At 66.2% G+C, this 15,915-nt stretch carries 15 protein-coding genes; 8 read left to right on the top strand and 7 right to left on the bottom strand.

All coding sequences use genetic code 11. From position 1 onward, the window contains the following. The first annotated feature begins 167 nt into the window (after nucleotides 1-167). Complete coding sequence (locus tag ACEN2M_RS02840; protein WP_441646585.1) at nucleotides 168-1,256, top strand: sensor histidine kinase; 1,089 nt, start codon at nucleotides 168-170, stop codon at nucleotides 1,254-1,256. Then, nucleotides 1,253-1,918 carry a response regulator gene (locus ACEN2M_RS02835; RefSeq protein WP_441646584.1) on the top strand — a complete coding sequence of 222 codons (666 nt, stop codon included), beginning with the start codon at nucleotides 1,253-1,255 and terminating at the stop codon, nucleotides 1,916-1,918. The genes ACEN2M_RS02840 and ACEN2M_RS02835 overlap by 4 nt, the downstream gene beginning before the upstream one ends. 69 nt (nucleotides 1,919-1,987) lie before the next feature. On the opposite strand, the gene ACEN2M_RS02830 is transcribed toward ACEN2M_RS02835, so the two are convergent. Continuing rightward, nucleotides 1,988-3,610 carry a hypothetical protein gene (locus ACEN2M_RS02830; RefSeq protein WP_441646583.1) on the bottom strand — a complete coding sequence of 541 codons (1,623 nt, stop codon included), beginning with the start codon at nucleotides 3,608-3,610 and terminating at the stop codon, nucleotides 1,988-1,990. A 507-nt stretch (nucleotides 3,611-4,117) separates the two neighbouring features. After that, nucleotides 4,118-4,648 (bottom strand): CGNR zinc finger domain-containing protein, encoded by a 531-nt coding sequence (locus tag ACEN2M_RS02825; RefSeq protein ID WP_441646582.1) that lies wholly within the window; start codon nucleotides 4,646-4,648, stop codon nucleotides 4,118-4,120. A gap of 52 nt (nucleotides 4,649-4,700) precedes the next feature. On the opposite strand from ACEN2M_RS02825, the gene ACEN2M_RS02820 reads away from it, so the two are divergent. Then, nucleotides 4,701-5,555, top strand: a complete 855-nt coding sequence (locus tag ACEN2M_RS02820) for an alpha/beta fold hydrolase (RefSeq protein ID WP_441646581.1) — start codon at nucleotides 4,701-4,703, stop codon at nucleotides 5,553-5,555. 164 nt (nucleotides 5,556-5,719) lie between these two features. Here the strand turns inward: ACEN2M_RS02820 and ACEN2M_RS02815 are convergent, their stop codons facing one another. The 5 genes from ACEN2M_RS02815 to ACEN2M_RS02795 all read right to left on the bottom strand — a co-directional run bounded on the left by ACEN2M_RS02815 (nucleotide 5,720) and on the right by ACEN2M_RS02795 (nucleotide 11,109). Further along, entirely contained in the window at nucleotides 5,720-7,468 is a 1,749-nt protein-coding gene (locus ACEN2M_RS02815) for a sensor histidine kinase (protein ID WP_441646580.1), read from the bottom strand. Between the two features lie 111 nt (nucleotides 7,469-7,579). Next, nucleotides 7,580-8,767 (bottom strand): ABC transporter permease, encoded by a 1,188-nt coding sequence (locus ACEN2M_RS02810; RefSeq protein WP_441646579.1) that lies wholly within the window; start codon nucleotides 8,765-8,767, stop codon nucleotides 7,580-7,582. After that, a complete protein-coding gene (locus ACEN2M_RS02805) occupies nucleotides 8,760-9,449 on the bottom strand; it encodes an ABC transporter ATP-binding protein (RefSeq protein ID WP_441646578.1) in 690 nt (229 codons plus the stop codon). Before ACEN2M_RS02805 ends, ACEN2M_RS02810 begins: the two co-directional genes overlap by 8 nt. Next, a complete protein-coding gene (locus ACEN2M_RS02800; RefSeq protein WP_441646577.1) occupies nucleotides 9,446-10,201 on the bottom strand; it encodes a peptidoglycan-binding protein in 756 nt (251 codons plus the stop codon). Before ACEN2M_RS02800 ends, ACEN2M_RS02805 begins: the two co-directional genes overlap by 4 nt. Nucleotides 10,202-10,485: 284 nt before the next feature. Beyond that, on the bottom strand, nucleotides 10,486-11,109 hold the full coding sequence (locus ACEN2M_RS02795) for a hypothetical protein (protein ID WP_441646576.1): 624 nt from the start codon (nucleotides 11,107-11,109) through the stop codon (nucleotides 10,486-10,488). Between the two features lie 116 nt (nucleotides 11,110-11,225). Between ACEN2M_RS02795 and ACEN2M_RS02790 the strand changes: the two genes are divergently transcribed. The 5 genes from ACEN2M_RS02790 to ACEN2M_RS02770 all read left to right on the top strand — a co-directional run bounded on the left by ACEN2M_RS02790 (nucleotide 11,226) and on the right by ACEN2M_RS02770 (nucleotide 15,900). Next, the gene (locus ACEN2M_RS02790; RefSeq protein ID WP_441646575.1) at nucleotides 11,226-11,909 is read left to right on the top strand and encodes a response regulator transcription factor; all 684 of its coding nucleotides are present in this window, start codon (nucleotides 11,226-11,228) and stop codon (nucleotides 11,907-11,909) included. A 269-nt stretch (nucleotides 11,910-12,178) separates the two neighbouring features. After that, entirely contained in the window at nucleotides 12,179-13,066 is an 888-nt protein-coding gene (locus ACEN2M_RS02785; RefSeq protein ID WP_441646574.1) for an aldo/keto reductase, read from the top strand. A 1-nt stretch (nucleotide 13,067) separates the two neighbouring features. Then, nucleotides 13,068-14,003, top strand: a complete 936-nt coding sequence (locus ACEN2M_RS02780) for a helix-turn-helix transcriptional regulator (protein WP_441646573.1) — start codon at nucleotides 13,068-13,070, stop codon at nucleotides 14,001-14,003. Next, nucleotides 14,000-14,887 carry an aldo/keto reductase gene (locus tag ACEN2M_RS02775; protein WP_441646572.1) on the top strand — a complete coding sequence of 296 codons (888 nt, stop codon included), beginning with the start codon at nucleotides 14,000-14,002 and terminating at the stop codon, nucleotides 14,885-14,887. Before ACEN2M_RS02780 ends, ACEN2M_RS02775 begins: the two co-directional genes overlap by 4 nt. 17 nt (nucleotides 14,888-14,904) lie before the next feature. Further along, on the top strand, nucleotides 14,905-15,900 hold the full coding sequence (locus ACEN2M_RS02770) for an aldo/keto reductase (RefSeq protein ID WP_441646624.1): 996 nt from the start codon (nucleotides 14,905-14,907) through the stop codon (nucleotides 15,898-15,900). The last annotated feature ends 15 nt before the right edge of the window (nucleotides 15,901-15,915 follow it).

The raw sequence follows: 15,915 nt of genomic DNA, 5'->3' as shown, positions 1-15,915 counted from the left end.
CGCGTAACGCCTTAGTCGAGGCGTGGCGCGATCGCGGGGCCCGGGATCAGACTCGCTCCGGTCGTGCCCGAATCGCGGATGCCCTCATTCTGGTGGTGTACGCGAGTGCAGCCGTGGGTATGGCAGCACTATCCATCGAGCCGCCGCACTCCACACCATTGTGGTCAATGGTCGTCCTGGGTATCGGCGGCCTCGTGGTTTTGGCGATCCGCCATCGGTTTCCGCGACTGAGCTTTGCCGCTGCGATGGGACTCTCAGTGCTCTCCTTGGCGGGCGGTTCGGGAGCCGAGTCGATACTGGCTGTGATGGCGGTATACATCGCGGGTGTGCGCCGCTCTGGGAGGGTTGCTTGGGTCTATTTCGTCATCGCAGCGGCCTGCGGCGCGATTGGCGCGCTGGCCCTATCGGTGCGGGGAACTATCGGCCCCCCCATCCTCGGTTTGGTGCCGCGGATCCTGGGGCGAGATGCGCTGCTGGACTGGGTGAACGCCTTTTTCATCATCGCCATAGTCCTTCTGATCGCGGCATTGCTGGGAACCAACGTGGGGCACCAGCGGCGCCACATCGGCGAGCTCGTCGACCGCGCCGACAGGCTGGCGCGTGAGCGGGATCACCAGGTGGAGATCGCGAGAGCCCTCGAACGCGAACGGATCGCGCGCGAGATGCACGACATAATCGCGCACAGCCTTTCCGTCATCATCACCGTCTCGGACGGCGCACACGCTGCAGCAGACGAACGTCCCGCCGAAGCCAAAGCAGCCATTGCCCGTGTCGCCGAGACCGGCCGCCGCACCCTCGGAGAGGTGCGCCGGCTGCTCGGTGGTGTTCGCGGTGACGATCGGAGTTCCGCGCAGGAGCACGCGCCGCAACCTGACGCGTCGCACCTAATCTCGCTCGCAGCCGAGTTCGTGGCAGCCGGCCTTCCGGTGCGTCTTAGCGTTGCGGGGACCCCCTCCACGGATCCCGGCCTCGGCCTCACTGTCTATCGGATCGTGCAGGAGTCGCTGACGAACGTCCTCCGCCATGCCCGCGAGGTGGGAACTGCAACAGTCACCGTCACTTGGACGGCAGAGGATGTGACAGTCGTTGTTCGAGACGCGGGACCGCTCACGCCTCCGTTCTCCCAGGAGGGGCGTGGGATCCTCGGGATGCGAGAAAGAGCGACACTTTACGCTGGAACCATCGAGGCCGGACCTCACGACGACGGAGGCTGGCGCGTCTTCGCACGACTACGATGCGGGGATCCCCAACTGTGAGTGACAACATACGGGTGCTGCTCGTCGATGACCAGGAACTAGTGCGATACGGCTTCAGATTGATACTCGAGGCCAACCCAGAAATGATCGTGGTCGGCGAAGCCTCCGACGGCATGCAGGCGATCAACGCAGTCCGCCGGCTTCAGCCCGACGTTGTGCTGATGGACATCCGCATGCCAGGCGTCGGCGGTATCGAGGCGACGAAAAGCATCATTGGTTTCCATCCGGACACTCGTGTACTTGTCGTTACCACTTACGATCTCGACGAATACGCGTTCGGCGCACTCGACGCCGGCGCATCGGGCTTCCTGCTGAAAGACACCCGTCCTAACGATCTCGTAGCCGCGGTCCGCGCAGTCCATTCCGGAGACGCCGTCGTATCGCCCCGCATCACTGCCAAGCTCATCCAGGTTGCAGCCCCGCACCTTCTTGTGCGGGCTGCCGTCGACGCAGGTGAGGCGCTGTCGGAACTAACCGCACGAGAACGCGAGATCTTCGTCCTTATGGCACGAGGTGAGACCAACAGCGAGATCGCTGCAGCGCTGTACCTCAGCGAGTCGACAGTCAAGGCAAACGTCGGTCGTGTGCTCTCCAAGCTCAATCTACGAAACCGAGTAGAAGCGGTCATCCGAGCCTACGAAATCGGCGTGGTCGGCCACTGACTAGTCTGTCTTGGAGGGTGCAACCGGCTGCTTTCGGCGAGTCGGTAACAGCCGTGCAGCCCGCAGATGTCAGCTGTGTGTCGCCACTACTGTGATGAGCTCGCGTGCCTGGGCGACGATGGCGTCACGCCATGCCTCGAACGTGGAATCCGTCACGGCGAATTCGGTGTGGAAGTTCTGCATGTCGGGGGTGTGGATGTGCCCTGCCGGGATGTCGAGCCCTGCCCGATCGCGCAGCAGGGTGTTGCGGTAGGCGGACTCATTCGAGAGATAGGTGCCACCTCCGCCGCTGCGCGCGCAGGAGTCCTGGGGTGGGGGTGTCGGGTCGAGGGAGGGTGGGTAGGTGTCCTCGCGCTGGGACGTCTCCTTCTCCTCACCCGAATCGCAACTGGGGAAATACCTGTAATTCGTGTTCCACAGCACGCCAAACGCAACCGACTCGTCTTCCCAGGTATCGCCCGGCGGGCGGGGAACATCCGAACCCGTGCGCGCCACGATCATCTGCTCGATCGGCAGCGTCGACGCGGTCCACTGTGGTGGATCCGTCAATGTGTCGCCGCCACCCCAACGCTCCAGCATCTGGGTGTTGCAGCCAGAATTGTCCTTTGCCAGCTGCGGGGCGCCCGTCAAACCGGCAGGCGGGCAGGGCGCAAAGTTGTCGTTGCCGGCAACGTCGCCGTGGTAGCGGCCGTTCCACTGCTCCAGCGCGAACTGCGACCCGCCCGCCTGGCTCATGGTGATTGACGCATCCAACCGGTCGTCGCCGGGCTCCATCAGCGGCCCCACGGTGTCGTCCAGATATCCGCGCTCGAACTCGGGGTAGTTCACTGGCAGCGTGTACGCCTCGTAGCGCACCGTGGTGCCATCGGGAGCCGTCGTCGTCGTGCCGTCGATCGCCAGGGCGGTCGCGCCGGACGGATTGCCGTAGCGGATCTGATTGCCGGCTGTTCCCGCCGCGCTGCCCGTGGCACCACCGTCCAGAGTAAAGGGATCGAATCCGCTTACCAGCACCCGCGTCACCTGGTCGCCCGCCGGCAGATCGATGTCGCGCATGCCGCGGGCCGCCCGGTCGAAGGCATCGACCAGCAACGCACGCTCTTCGGTGGAGAGCGTGAAGTCCGGGCCCCACTGATGCAGCACGGACATAGCCTCCAGCCGCGCCCAGTAAAGCGGTCGGTCGTCGCTCGCCGGCAGGTCCCCTGTGACGTCTTCCGTCGATTGAGCTCGGGCGACAGCGTCCTGCCACAGCAGGGTACCCAGACCCTCGATGACGGTCTTCGCATCGGCAAGGGACCCCTGTCCGCAGACCTCTTCGGCGAAGGTAGCTGTGAACTCACCGAATCCGGCGCCCTCGACCATCATGCGTGCGAACGTACGGTCGGCGGGCTGCGACGGATCGGTCTCGTCCGGCATAACTGCCGTGAGACGCTCCTCTTCGACGGTGACAGGCAGCGAGGCATCGGTGCACCCCTCGGGTGCGAACCCCGCGACGACAGTGCTGAGGTCGTCGGATGCCGGATCAAGGGCGGTTGTTGACCGCTGTTCCGGGGTTGCTTCTGCTGGCGAGCACCCCACCAGCAGTACGGAACCGAGAATCAGCGCCAGCCCGGCAGCGACAGGCGCGGTCTGACGCGAGCGTGCACCTGGTTGAGCGTGCCGTGAGCGGCCGGATCTGGGATAGCGCTTGGTCAAAGAGTGAACTCGAATCATTACGTGCCTTTCGTTCACCTACGACGCTACGAACCAAGCCGCACTTGCACATCGGACTCCAGTCTCGAAAAAGAGCAACGAGGCAGTACCTGGGACCACATCCATGTAGTCCTCGTGTGCCGGCCGTCGCAGTCCTTTCGGGTACGCAGCACCCGCTATTGATCGACCTCGCACCGAAAACGATCGCAGGCGAGGCGTCAGATCAGAACGCACCTGTTGACATGTTCGCAACATAGGGCGCGTGGTGACGCTGCATGGATCGCGCGCCATGGACGATGACAAAGGGTGTCAGGGGAGAACATCGACCGGGCGTAGACACCGACACGGGCGTCGGTGCGGCCTGACCAACGGTTACGTGCGGACAAGTGCTTGCGACCGGTGTTGGCAAGCACTTGGGCCGCAATGCGGACGAGGTGGGAATTTTTGGGCGGTGGGAGTGCGGCGCGAGCGAGAACCATTTGTCTGTGGGAAACGCAAGCGCAGCTCCGTTCAGCTCTTCGCACGGCGTGCGTGCGTGCGCGCCTTCATCCTGTTGCCGCAGACTGCCATAGAGCACCACTTTGCGGTGCCAGGGCGACTGTGATCGACGAGAAACTGGCTGCATTCATCATTCGCGCATGCACGGAGGCGACCGGGGAACTCGGTGATCACGCTCGACCACGCCAGCACGGCCCCCGCCGCAAGCCGGTCGTCTTCGGGGACGTGAAGTTCCCAGACCACGCCATCCGGGGTCAAGCGTGGCGTGCGCACGGCCTCGTCGAGGATGCCCGCGAGCTCGCTGACGGCTCCTCCATCACCTTCACGGACGATGGTTTGTAGCGCCTGTCGCACACGTCTCAGGCGCGCTACCTCGTCCGCGGTTCCTGTCCCACCCCAGGTGCGCGCGAGGTCTCGCCCGGCTGCCCCCTCGAGACCGTCTGTCGGCACGCCCTCGATGACAGGCGCGCTATTCAACAGGGTCAGCAGCAGCTCCTCGTCTCGAAGCATCTTTCTCCGTTCTCTCGCGCCGTCTGGCGCCATGAATCCATGCTAGCGTCTTGCTAACCAGTAAAACAAACCAAAGGGGTTAGCAATGGTCACCGTCCACCACCACACCATCTCTGTCGACGGGCTCGACGTCTTCTACCGCGAAGCCGGCGCTGCCGACGCCCCCGTGCTCCTGCTCCTCCACGGGTACCCGACCAGCTCCCACATGTTCCGGCACCTCATCCCGGCGCTGGCCGACCACTACCGCGTCATCGCTCCGGACCACATCGGCTTCGGACGCTCCTCCGCCCCCTCGATCGACGAGTTCGAGTACACCTTCGAAGCTCTCGCACGCGTGACCGCCCAGTTCCTCTCGACCATCGGGGTGGCGCAGTACACGATCTATGTCCAGGATTACGGCGCCCCTGTCGGCTGGCGCCTGGCCCTCAACGACCCCACTGCCGTCGTCGGGGTCATCTCCCAGAACGGCAACGCATACGAAGAGGGCTTCGTACCGAGCTTCTGGAACCCGATCTGGGCCGACGCCGCCGAACGGACAACCGAAACGCGTGACGCGCTTCGTCCAGCTCTCGGCCGGGAAGCGGTCGAATGGCAGTACACCCACGGCGTGCCAGACCCGACGACCGTCGACCCCGACGCATGGGAGCACGACCTCGCGCTCCTCGCGCGAGCCGGACAGGATGACGTGCAGCTGGCGCTCTTCCGCGACTACACGACCAACCGAGACCTCTACCCGGCGGTGCACGCCTGGCTCCGCACCTCCCACGTGCCGGTCCTTGCGATCTGGGGGCGTAACGACGAGATCTTCGACGGTGCCGGCGCGAGGGCGTTTACCCGCGACACCCCCAATGCTCGCGTCGAGCTCATCGACGGCGGACACTTCCTACTCGAATCTGACCTTGACCTCGTGGTCAACACGATCAAGAGCTGGCTCGGGTAGTCGTGTCTCAGGCCAGCGCGACGGGGGCGTCAGACTGCGTGATCCGTTCGTCAGCCAGGTGGTTCACCGACGGCTCACCGTTGCGCAGCGCTAGGACCATGGCAGAAATTCGGTCACGCTGTTCGCTGAACGAATACAGGACCATAAGCGCACGGTCAGCCGCGCTATCGAACACGTCCGGGCAATGACACCTCGAACCGGCTGCCCTCGCCGACGGCGCTCCGCGCCTCGAGCGTGCCACCCAAGGCCTCGGCGAGGCCGCGAGCGATCGAGAGGCCGAGGCCGGTGCTCTGTCCTGCGCGGACTCGTGACGGCTCGCCGCGCCAGAGTCGATCGAAGACCCGGTGCAGGTCCGCTGGAGCGATGCCCTCGCCGGTGTCGACCACCGCGATCCGGACCATACCATCAGCCATCGTCGCCTCGAGGTCCACGTGCCCGCCGGGCGGAGTGTGCCGCAGCGCATTCGAGAGCAGATTGTCGAGGATCTGCCGCAACCGGGCGGGATCGGTCTCGAGCGGCAGTGTCTCGGGAGTTTCGACGTTCAGAACGACGCCCGAGCTCGCCGCGTGGGCGCGGTACGCTTCGGCGAGTTCTTGCACGACAACAGCCGCGTCACACCCCCTGCTCTCCAGCACGAGGTCCCCGGATTCCGCGAGCGCGAGGAGCTGCAGGTCGCCGGTGATTTGCTCCATACGCCTGGCCTCGTCGAGCACGAGCCGGCGGAGCGCCGCGTCATCGAGACCGAGACCATCGTCCGCAGCCTCGACCCATCCGCGGATGTTTGTGAGCGGGCTGCGTAGCTCGTGCGCGATGTCTCCGAGCAGGCGTCGGCGTGACGCTTCGTGTCCGGCGATCTCGTTGGACATGCGATCAAACGCGGCACCGACGGCGGCGAGATCGTCGCGGGCGTGCAGCCCTGTGCGGGCCTCGCGATCGCCCGCGCTGAAGCGATCGACGGCGGTCTCGAGTCGGCGCGCGCTGCGCAGGGTCGGCACGATGATGAGTGCCGCCGCTGCCGACAGGAGCGCCAGCATCATCACGATGAAGGCTGCGATGCGGGTAATCGATCCCGGGCTCGCGTCGAGCGGACCTTGGGCGTCGCCTTGCTGGTCGGTGAGCAGCACGTTCACTGCTGGCGCCGTTGTCGCTTCGGCCTGGTTGATGCGCGCCTGCAGGAGGCACTCATCGGCGGCGTCATCGGGTGCCTGGACGGTGCGCAGCGCGAGGTGCTCGGGCGCGCTCGATGCAGACAGGTCGAGTTCGACGTCGGCGACGAGAGGCGCATCTGCGGCGAGCAGGCAGGCGTTCGTGCGATCACGAAGATCGTCGAGGGCGGTTCGCTCGCTCTCCAGCGGCGTGTTCAAGGCGGCGCGGCCGCAATCCGGGGCATCTTCGTAGCCGGAGACCACGGGGCGACCGCTCGCCCACACAGCCGTGTCGACGATCGCATCACCCAGACACTCCACCACCGCGCTCGCCTGCCTCGTGAGCTGCTCCCGCTGCGTCTCATCAAGCGAAAATGGTCCGCTGATACCGTCGTGCAGATGCAGTTCAAGCGTCACGGGGTCGGCGAGCGGCTCGAGTGGGTCAAGCAGCCGGGTGGAGCTCACTGGGCGGGGCAGCTCAGGTGCAGTGTCGGCGATCACAGTTCCCGCGCCGTCGATCAGGGCGATGCGACGCCCCGTCTCGCGGCTGAGGAGCAGAAGCCTGGGCCCCACGTTGCTCCAGTCGACGTGGCTACCAGCCCAGATGGTGAGTGCGTCCAGCACCTGCTCGTCTCGCACGAGATTGACCCCGGACGCCTGCTCGTCGTACCGGTATTCAGAGGTCTCAGCAAGCCAGATCGTGCCGCCCACCGAAGCGAGCACGAGCAGTAGTCCAGCCGCGATATAGCGGGCCAGCAGCCGGGGCACGCGTCGGACACCCTGAACTCCCATTCTTTTGCTCCTGCTCATGTCGTATGCAATGCTCTCATCCGCTTCCGCCATGGCGTGCAGCCGCGCACACTGTTGCGTCATGACCGGTTAGGTCGCGGCGAGGGCCGTGGTCGGTGACTGCCGAGCGGCGCGGATGGACGGGGCGAGGCCAGCGACGGCGCCCGTCACAAGCGCGGCGGTCATGCCGGACAGGATCGTCGCCACCGGAACGACCAGCGGCCAGCCCTGCAGGCCGCTCCAGGCCGCGGTGCCGAGCAGACCGAGCAGCACTCCAGATGCGCCGCCCAGCGCGCAGAGCACGATCGCCTCCACGAGGAACTGTGCCCGGATCTGACCGCGGTGCGCGCCGAGCGCGCGTCGCAGTCCGATTTCCCGGCGACGCTCCAACACGGAGACGAACATCGTGTTCGCGATACCGATGCCACCGATCACGAGTGCGACCGCGGCGAGTGCGAGAAAGAGTCCATCGAAGCTGGAACGAGCCGCATCTTTCGCGGCGAGCACCGCTGAGGGCTGACTCACTTGCACGAGTCCGCTCATTCCCGGGGAGAGGGTTGCGGCGACGACTGGACGCAGCGCATCGATCGACGCCTCGATACCCGTGACGTAGGCGACCGTCGGTGCGCCATCGAAGTTCAGCCAGCGCTGTGCAGCAGCATCGTCCACGAGGACCGCTGACTGCAGGTCGGCGGAGAGCGGAGTCTCCGCGAGAACTCCGATGACGGTGAACTCTACGCCGCCGACGTCGATCGCGACCGGCCGATCGGGGAGCTGTGACAGGCCGAGCCGCTCAGCGGCGTCGATGCCGAGCACTGCCGTCGGCAGGTCACTCTCGTCGAGCCAGCGGCCGGAGGTCACCGTTGTCCGAAGCACGCCGCGAAGGTCGCCGCGAACGGCGAGCGTGGTCAGTCCGGTTTCCGGGTAGCTGCGGAGCTCGTTGCTGCGAATGGGGGAGTGGGTATTGCCGACGGTCGCGGCATCTGTGACGGTTCCGATGCGTTGCAGCATGCCGAGTGCCTCGGCCGGAAGCGGGACGAGGTGTCCGTCGGCGCCTGCACGGGGGTCAGCTCGCAGCAGGTCCGAGCCGAGCGCAGTGAGCTGTTCGTCGAGCGCAGCCTGCGAGGACGCAGGCACTGCGGTGACGGTCACCAGCGTTGCGATACCGATGGCGATGCCGATGGCCGAGAGTGCGGCACGAAGGGGTCGGGTACGGAGCCCGACCGTCCCGACCTCGAGCAGGTCTCGGAGGTCGAGACGGCTGCGACGCTCACGCATGCGCCACCGCCTCGGTGTCGGTGATGATCCGGCCGTCTCTCAGCTCGATGCGCCGCGGCAATCGTGCCGCGAGCTCGACATCGTGGGTGATGACGACGACGGTGGTGCCCTCGTCGTGCAGTTTCTCGAGCAAGCTGAGCACGCGTTCGCCGTTCGCCGTATCGAGGGCGCCGGTCGGTTCGTCGGCGAGGACGACGAGCGGGTCGGTCACGATCGCCCGGGCGATGGCGACCCGCTGCCGTTCGCCGCCGGAGAGCTCCTGCGCCGCGTGCCCGATACGGTGCCCGAGACCCACGCGCTCAAGCGCCGCGCGTGCGATATCGCGGCGCTCCCGCCTCGGAACGCCGCTGTATAGCAGCGCCATCGCGACGTTTTGCTCTGCGGTCACGCCATCGGTCAGGTGAAAGCCCTGGAAGACGAAGCCGATCGCGTTCCCTCGCAAGCGAGACAGCGCGCGATCCGTGAGGTCGCGGGTGTCAATGCCGCCGATGCGAACCGCGCCGGCTGTGGGACGGTCGAGCGTGCCGAGCACGTTCAGTAACGTCGACTTGCCGGCGCCGGAGCGTCCGACGATGGCTGTGAGCTCACCCGGGTTGATCTGCAGTGAGACGTCGTCGAGGGCGGCGACTCCGCCGGGGTGGATGCGGCTGACGTGCTCGAGCTCGAGCGCAGGCGTCGTCATCGTGCCGACACCACCGTCATGCCGGAGTCGATCCCTGTGCCGCTGACCTCTACGCGGTCGTCTGCGATGAGACCGATCTCGACACCGTGGAGTCCACCGCACTCGTCCTGCAGCGCATAGCCGCCTTCGGCGAGGGCCACGAGCGCGGCCACGGGCACGATCAGTACGTCCGGCACGGATCTGGTGACGACACGGACAGTCACGGCGGCGGCGTCGACGCCGTTGAGTGCAGCCTGATCGTCGATCGCGACGATCGCGCGAACCTTCGCCTCGGTGCCCTCGCCGGTGGTGGTCACGGTGACGATGGAACCGTCGACGGTGCGCCCATCGGGCAACTCGATCGTCGCTTTCGCACCGGTGCCGATCACTCCTGCGTCCTGAGCCGGGACCGATGCCTCGACGACGCGTGTCGTGCCCGTGACGGTGAACGGCTGACCACCCGCCCCGTCGCCGAGGTGTGCAGTGACGGCCGAGACGCGGCTCGGCGCGCTCAATACGATCACGTCGGCCGGGCCGAGGGTGCCGGTGCGCTCCAGGCCGAGCGACTCCTGCCAGTCGCGCACGGCCTCCCTGAACCATCCTCCTGTTTCGAAGGTCGCAGGATCGCTGTGGCTGAGGTGTCCGAGTTCCATGAGGTTCGAAGCGACCATGCTCACATCGGCTCCTTCCATCCCGGAACCGTCGATCGCACGATAAAGCGGAACGTCGCCGATCAGCACCGGCACCGCGCGTTCGTTCGCGCGCAGTGCCACTGATCCTCGATCGAGTTGCCCGCCGACATCGGGCAACCAGGTGATGATCCCGTCGGCCTTCGTAGTCACGGGCACCGCTGCACCGAAACCGACGGCGCCGTCGAGGCGAGCGGTCTGCACGAGCTCACCACGCTCGACGATTGCGGTGGCCGGCTTGGCTGTCTCCTCTGCCGGGGCTGCGTCATCCGCGGGCCGGAGTAGCAGGAAAGCTCCTCCGGCGCCCGCAGCAAGAGCGAGGCAGATCGCAAGCGTGCTGACCAAGGCAGTGCGGCGTCGCAACCGGATCACTCGCTGCTCCCGTTCGACTCGGATGCCACGCAGGAGTCCACATACTGCATGCCCAGCGAGATCGAGGTAGCGTCGTTGGTCTCGCCGCCGAATGCGATATTGATCCGGCCGAACTCATCTGCCTCGGTGATCTCGACCTCGCGTACACCGCGATCGTGCAAGCAGTCCACCACGCCCTGCGCGAACCGCAGTGCATCCGGGTTCTGAGCGTCAAACTCCCACGGCGGCAACGGTGCCACGCGCAGACAGAGCGCCTCAGCCTCGGCAGCCTTCGCCGGATCCCCGACGCTGGCACTGGCGCCATCTCCGCCTTCGCCCCCGGGAGCGCCGTGCAGTGCAGGGGAGTGGTCCGCGAGACAGCGATCCCGCGGCTTCCACGCGTCCACTCCCTCTTCGTCCGACATGTCGAGACGCAGGCGAACGGGCTCGCCATACTCCGCGAAGAGTGGATCAGCGGCCTCGGTCGGGGCCGGAGCGGCCGTTTCCAACGTCGCGATGCCGGGGCCGCTGCCTCCGCCAGCCCCCTGGTTGGCGGAGGGTGCGGAGCATGCGGCGAGCATCCCCAAGAGCGCAATGGTGCCCGCTGCGGTGGTCAGGGGTCGGTGGGTGGTGCGAAGCACGGTTCCTCCTTGTGTTGATAGTTGCTGTGATCCACACTCCTTCCCGGATGTGAGGGACTTGTGAGCGTTCGGTGCAGAGCCCGACCGCGTGTCGTGCCCGTGCTTAGACTCGGATCGTGACCCGAATCTTGATCGTCGAGGACGATGCGCTGCAGTCCGAGCTCGTACGCCGTTACCTTGAACGAGAGGGGCACGACGTGACGGTTCTGGCCGACGGCGCCGAAGCGCTCGCCGAGGTGCGTCGCTCCGCGCCCGATCTGCTCGTGCTCGACGTGATGCTCCCTGGGGCCGACGGCCTCACGGTCTGCCGCACGCTGCGCGAGGAGCATTTCGAGCTCCCGATCCTCCTGCTCACCGCACGCTCTACTGAAAACGATCTACTTCTCGGGCTCGAGCTCGGCGCCGACGATTACCTCGCCAAGCCCTACAGCCCCCGCGAGCTCGTCGCACGGGTCCGAGCGCTTATGAGACGAGCCCGCCGCACGGCGCCGGCCTCGACGGTCATCGCAGTCGGCGACCTCGAGATCGACCCGGACCGACATCGAGCCACACTCTCGGATCGTCTTCTGGATCTCACCCGCGCCGAGTTCGACCTGCTCGAAGAATTCGCCCTGTATCCCGGCATCGTCCTCAGCCGAGCCCGTCTGCTCGATCGCCTCCACGGCACTGATCGCTGGATCGGAGGCCGCACCATCGACACCCATGTGAAGAATCTCCGAGCCAAGATCGAGGCCGATCCGCAGAATCCCGCTCGGCTCATAACCGTCTACGGGGTGGGGTACACGCTTCACGCGGGCTGAGCCCAGCACGGAGTCCCGCCACGGAGGGGCTTGCTGTTACTGGACCTCGCGGGCCCGCCGGATCCGCCGGCCGCAGCCCTTTGACACTGAGCTCAGCGACCCCGTCGGCGAATTGTCGGTACGGAGTGAGGAGTTCAGGACTCAGTGAGGGTCCTCCCGGGTCTCGAGTGGTCACGCTGAGGGGTGGTCTACCAGACCACTGTTCAGTGCGCACTTCCGCGCCGTTTAACCAGCCGGTTAGATCAGTATGGAAAGCGAGAGGTTGACACATGACTGACAAGACCATCACCCTGAACAACGGAGTGCAGCTGCCGAGCCTGGGCCTGGGCGTGCTGCAGAGCGAGGGCGGCGAGGCCACGGCGGCGATATCGTCCGCGCTGACGGGCGGATACCGGTTGATCGACACCGCGGCCGCGTACTTCAACGAGCGCGAGATCGGCCAGGGCATCCGGGACTCCGGAGCCGATCGCGCCGAGGTGTTCCTCACGACGAAATTGTGGATGACCGACTACGGGTTCGATAGCGCCCTGCGCGCGTTCGACACCAGTGCCGCCAAGCTCGGCGTGGACTACCTCGACCTATACCTCTTGCACTGGCCGTTGCCGGCCAACTTCAGCCAGACTGTCGCCGGATACAAGGCGGCCGAACGGCTGCTCGCCGACGGTAGGGTGCGGGCAATCGGGGTAGCGAACTTCAAGCCCGAGCACTTGCGCGCACTCGTGAGAGAGACGGATGTCGTGCCCGCCGTGAACCAGATCGAGTTGCACCCCAACTTCCAGCAGCCCGAGCAGCTCGCGGTGCACCGCGAGCTCGGCATTGTCACGCAAGCCTGGTCGCCGATCGGTGGCGTCTACGGCTGGGCGGGCGAGAACGGAGCCCTGCCGCCGCTGCAGAACGACACCATCCGCGTCATCGCCGACGCCCACGGCAAGACGCCCGCCCAGGTCATCCTGCGCTGGCACCTGCAGGAGGGCCGCAGTGCGATCCCGAAGTCCGTGACGCCCGCACGAATCGCGGAGAACTTCGCCGTCTTCGACTTCGAGCTGACCGCCGCCGACCTCACGTCCATTGACGCCCTCGACACCGGTGTGCGCGGAGCGATCGACCCCGACCTCGCGACCCCGGAGGTCATCGACCTCACCATCGAGGCGGCCTGACATGCCGATCAACGGGGAGATCAGCAGCTTTCTCAGCTCCCGCAGGGCACGGATAACCCCGGAACAGGCGGGCGTACCCGTGTTCGGAGGAGCCCGACGGGTGCCGGGACTGCGACGGGAAGAGGTCGCCCACCTGGCGGGCGTCAGCACTGACTACTACTCGAAGCTGGAACGCGGGAACACCCGGGGAGTATCGCGGGAGGTGCTCGACGCGATCGCAAGGGCGTTGCGGTTGAACGATACCGAACGAGAGCACCTGATGAACCTCGTCGAGGTGACCGCCGCTCCGCACCGGCGGAACCCCCGCCCGAAAAGCCGGGTCGCGGTGGCACGCGGAACCCAAGCCGTCCTCGACGCGATGACCGTTCCGGCCCTGGTGCAAAACGGCCGCCTGGACATTGTGGCCACCAACGCGCTCGGGGCCGCGCTGTACTCCCTGCCCTATCCGCTGGCGGGCACGGAGCCGTTCAACACCGCAATTTTCCAGTTTCTCGACCCCCGCGCGGAAAGTTTCTACCGCGACGTAAACCGGGCAAAGAAGAACGTCGTCGCATTGCTGCATCAGGCCGCCGGCCGTGACCCTTTCGACGAGGGGCTCATCCGGCTCATCGGCCAGCTTTCAACCCAGAGCGCCGAGTTCCGAGCGCTCTGGGCTTCGCACGACGTCATCCGCTACCAGCGAGGGACGAAACGGTATCAGCATCCGGACGTCGGCGAACTCGATTTCGGTTACGAATCCTTCGACCTCACAACCGAGCCCGGGCTGACGATGCTCGTGTACACGATCGAACCGCACTCGCCCACCGCAGAACGCGTCGCCCTCCTCGGCTCCTGGACCACCCCTCAGGGAGCCGAGCGGAGCGTGGCGACCAACGCGCCCACCCGCGTCTCCACGGACCAGACCCTTTCATCACCACACGGATCGGAAGCACAATGACCAACGACCTGACCCTCAACAACGGCCTCCACATCCCCTCGATCGGCTTCGGCGTCTTCCAGAGCGCCCCCGAAGAGACCGCCGCCGCCGTCGAAACCGCCCTCGCCGCGGGCTACCGCCACATTGACACCGCCGCCGGCTACGGCAACGAGCGCGAGGTCGGCGACGGCATCCGCCGCACAGGCATCGACCGGAACGACATCGTCATCGAGACGAAGGTGTGGGTCAGCGACTACGGCTACGACGAGACCCGGCATGCATTCGACAAGAGCGCGACCAAGCTGGGGGTGGAGCAGATCGACCTGTTGATACTGCACCAGCCCATGCCGCAGCACTTCGACCGCACGATCCAGGCCTACCGCGCCCTGGAGCGGTTGCTGGCCGACGGGCAGGTACGCGCCATCGGGGTCAGCAACTTCCTGCCGCACCACCTCGCTGCCCTGCGTGAGCAGACCGAGGTCGTGCCCGCCATCAACCAGGTGGAACTGCACCCGTACTACACGCAGCCCGCCGTGCAGCGGGCTAACGCCGACCTGGGCATCCTCACCCAGGCATGGTCCCCGATCGGCGGCATCACCTTCTATCCCGGCTGGGGCGAGGATCGGCGGAGCGTTCTGGACGACGAGACGGTCGGGCGGATCGCGGCGGCACACGGCAAATCGCCCGCGCAGGTGATGCTCCGCTGGCACCTCCAGCGGGGCCGGTCGGTCATCCCCAAGTCGACGAATGCGCAACGTATCGCCCAGAACATAGATGTCTTCGACTTCGTTCTGAGCCCGGACGAGCTCATCGCCATCGATGCCCTTGATCGTGGAGTGCGCGGCGGGCCCGACCCCGACGAGGTCGACCCCTCCACCTGGGACCTCATCATCCCCGAGCCCTGAAGTGATCGGAGAACATGTTGCACACACGTGAACTAGGCACGAGCGGCCTCCGCGTCTCCGGGGTCGGGCTCGGCTGCATGACCATGTCCGGCGGCTACGGCGGAGCTCCCGACCGTGCCGAGATGATCGCGGTGATCCGCGGCGCTGTCGACCGTGGCGTCACCCTCTTCGACACCGCGGAGATCTACGGCCCGCACGCCAACGAGGAGCTCGTCGGAGAGGCCCTCGCCGGCGTCCGCGACGGCGTCGCGATCGCGACGAAATTCGCCCAGAACATCGACCCGCTCACCCACCAGGCGCTGGGCCGGATGCTGCTGCCCGACGAGATCCGGGCCGCTGTCGAGGGTTCCCTCACCCGCCTGCGAACCGATGTCATCGACCTCTACTACCAACACCGAGTGAACCCGGATGCACCGATCGAGGACTACGCCGGCGCCGTTCGGGCACTGATCGACGCGGGCAAGGTGAAGCACTTCGGCCTGTCGGAAGCCTCCGCCGTGACGATCCGGCGCGCTCACGCCGTGCAACCCTTGACTGCGATCCAGAGCGAGTACTCGCTCTGGTGGCGCCGGCCCGACGACGGGATCCTCGCCGCGTGTGAAGAACTCGGCATCGGCTTTGTCCCCTTCAGCCCCCTCGGTAAGGGTTTCCTGACCGGAACAATCGATCCCACCGCGACCTTCTCGAAGGACAACGACCTGCGCGCGCAGATCCCCCGCTTCACCCCGGAGGCCCTCGCCCACAACGTGACTCTGCTGGAGGACATCCGCTCACTTGCGGCCACGAAGAACGCCACCCCTGCCCAGATCGCACTCGCCTGGCTGCTTGCTCGGAAGCCCTGGATCGTTCCGATCCCGGGCACCACCAAGCTGCACCGGGTCGAGGAGAACATCGCCGCGGCCGACATCGACCTCACTCCCGCGGAGGTGGACGCCCTCACCGCGCTCTCAACGAAGGTCGAGATCGAAGGCGGCCGCTACCCGGGCTTCCTCGAAGCGCAAACAGGCCTGTGACCCACAGTCGCGATA

The organism is Cryobacterium sp. W22_MBD10_FK3 (assembly GCF_052113745.1).
Lineage (GTDB): Bacteria > Actinomycetota > Actinomycetes > Actinomycetales > Microbacteriaceae > Cryobacterium.
The sequence above is the reverse complement of the archived record's forward strand: the minus strand, read 5'-3'. Positions and strand labels throughout refer to the sequence as shown.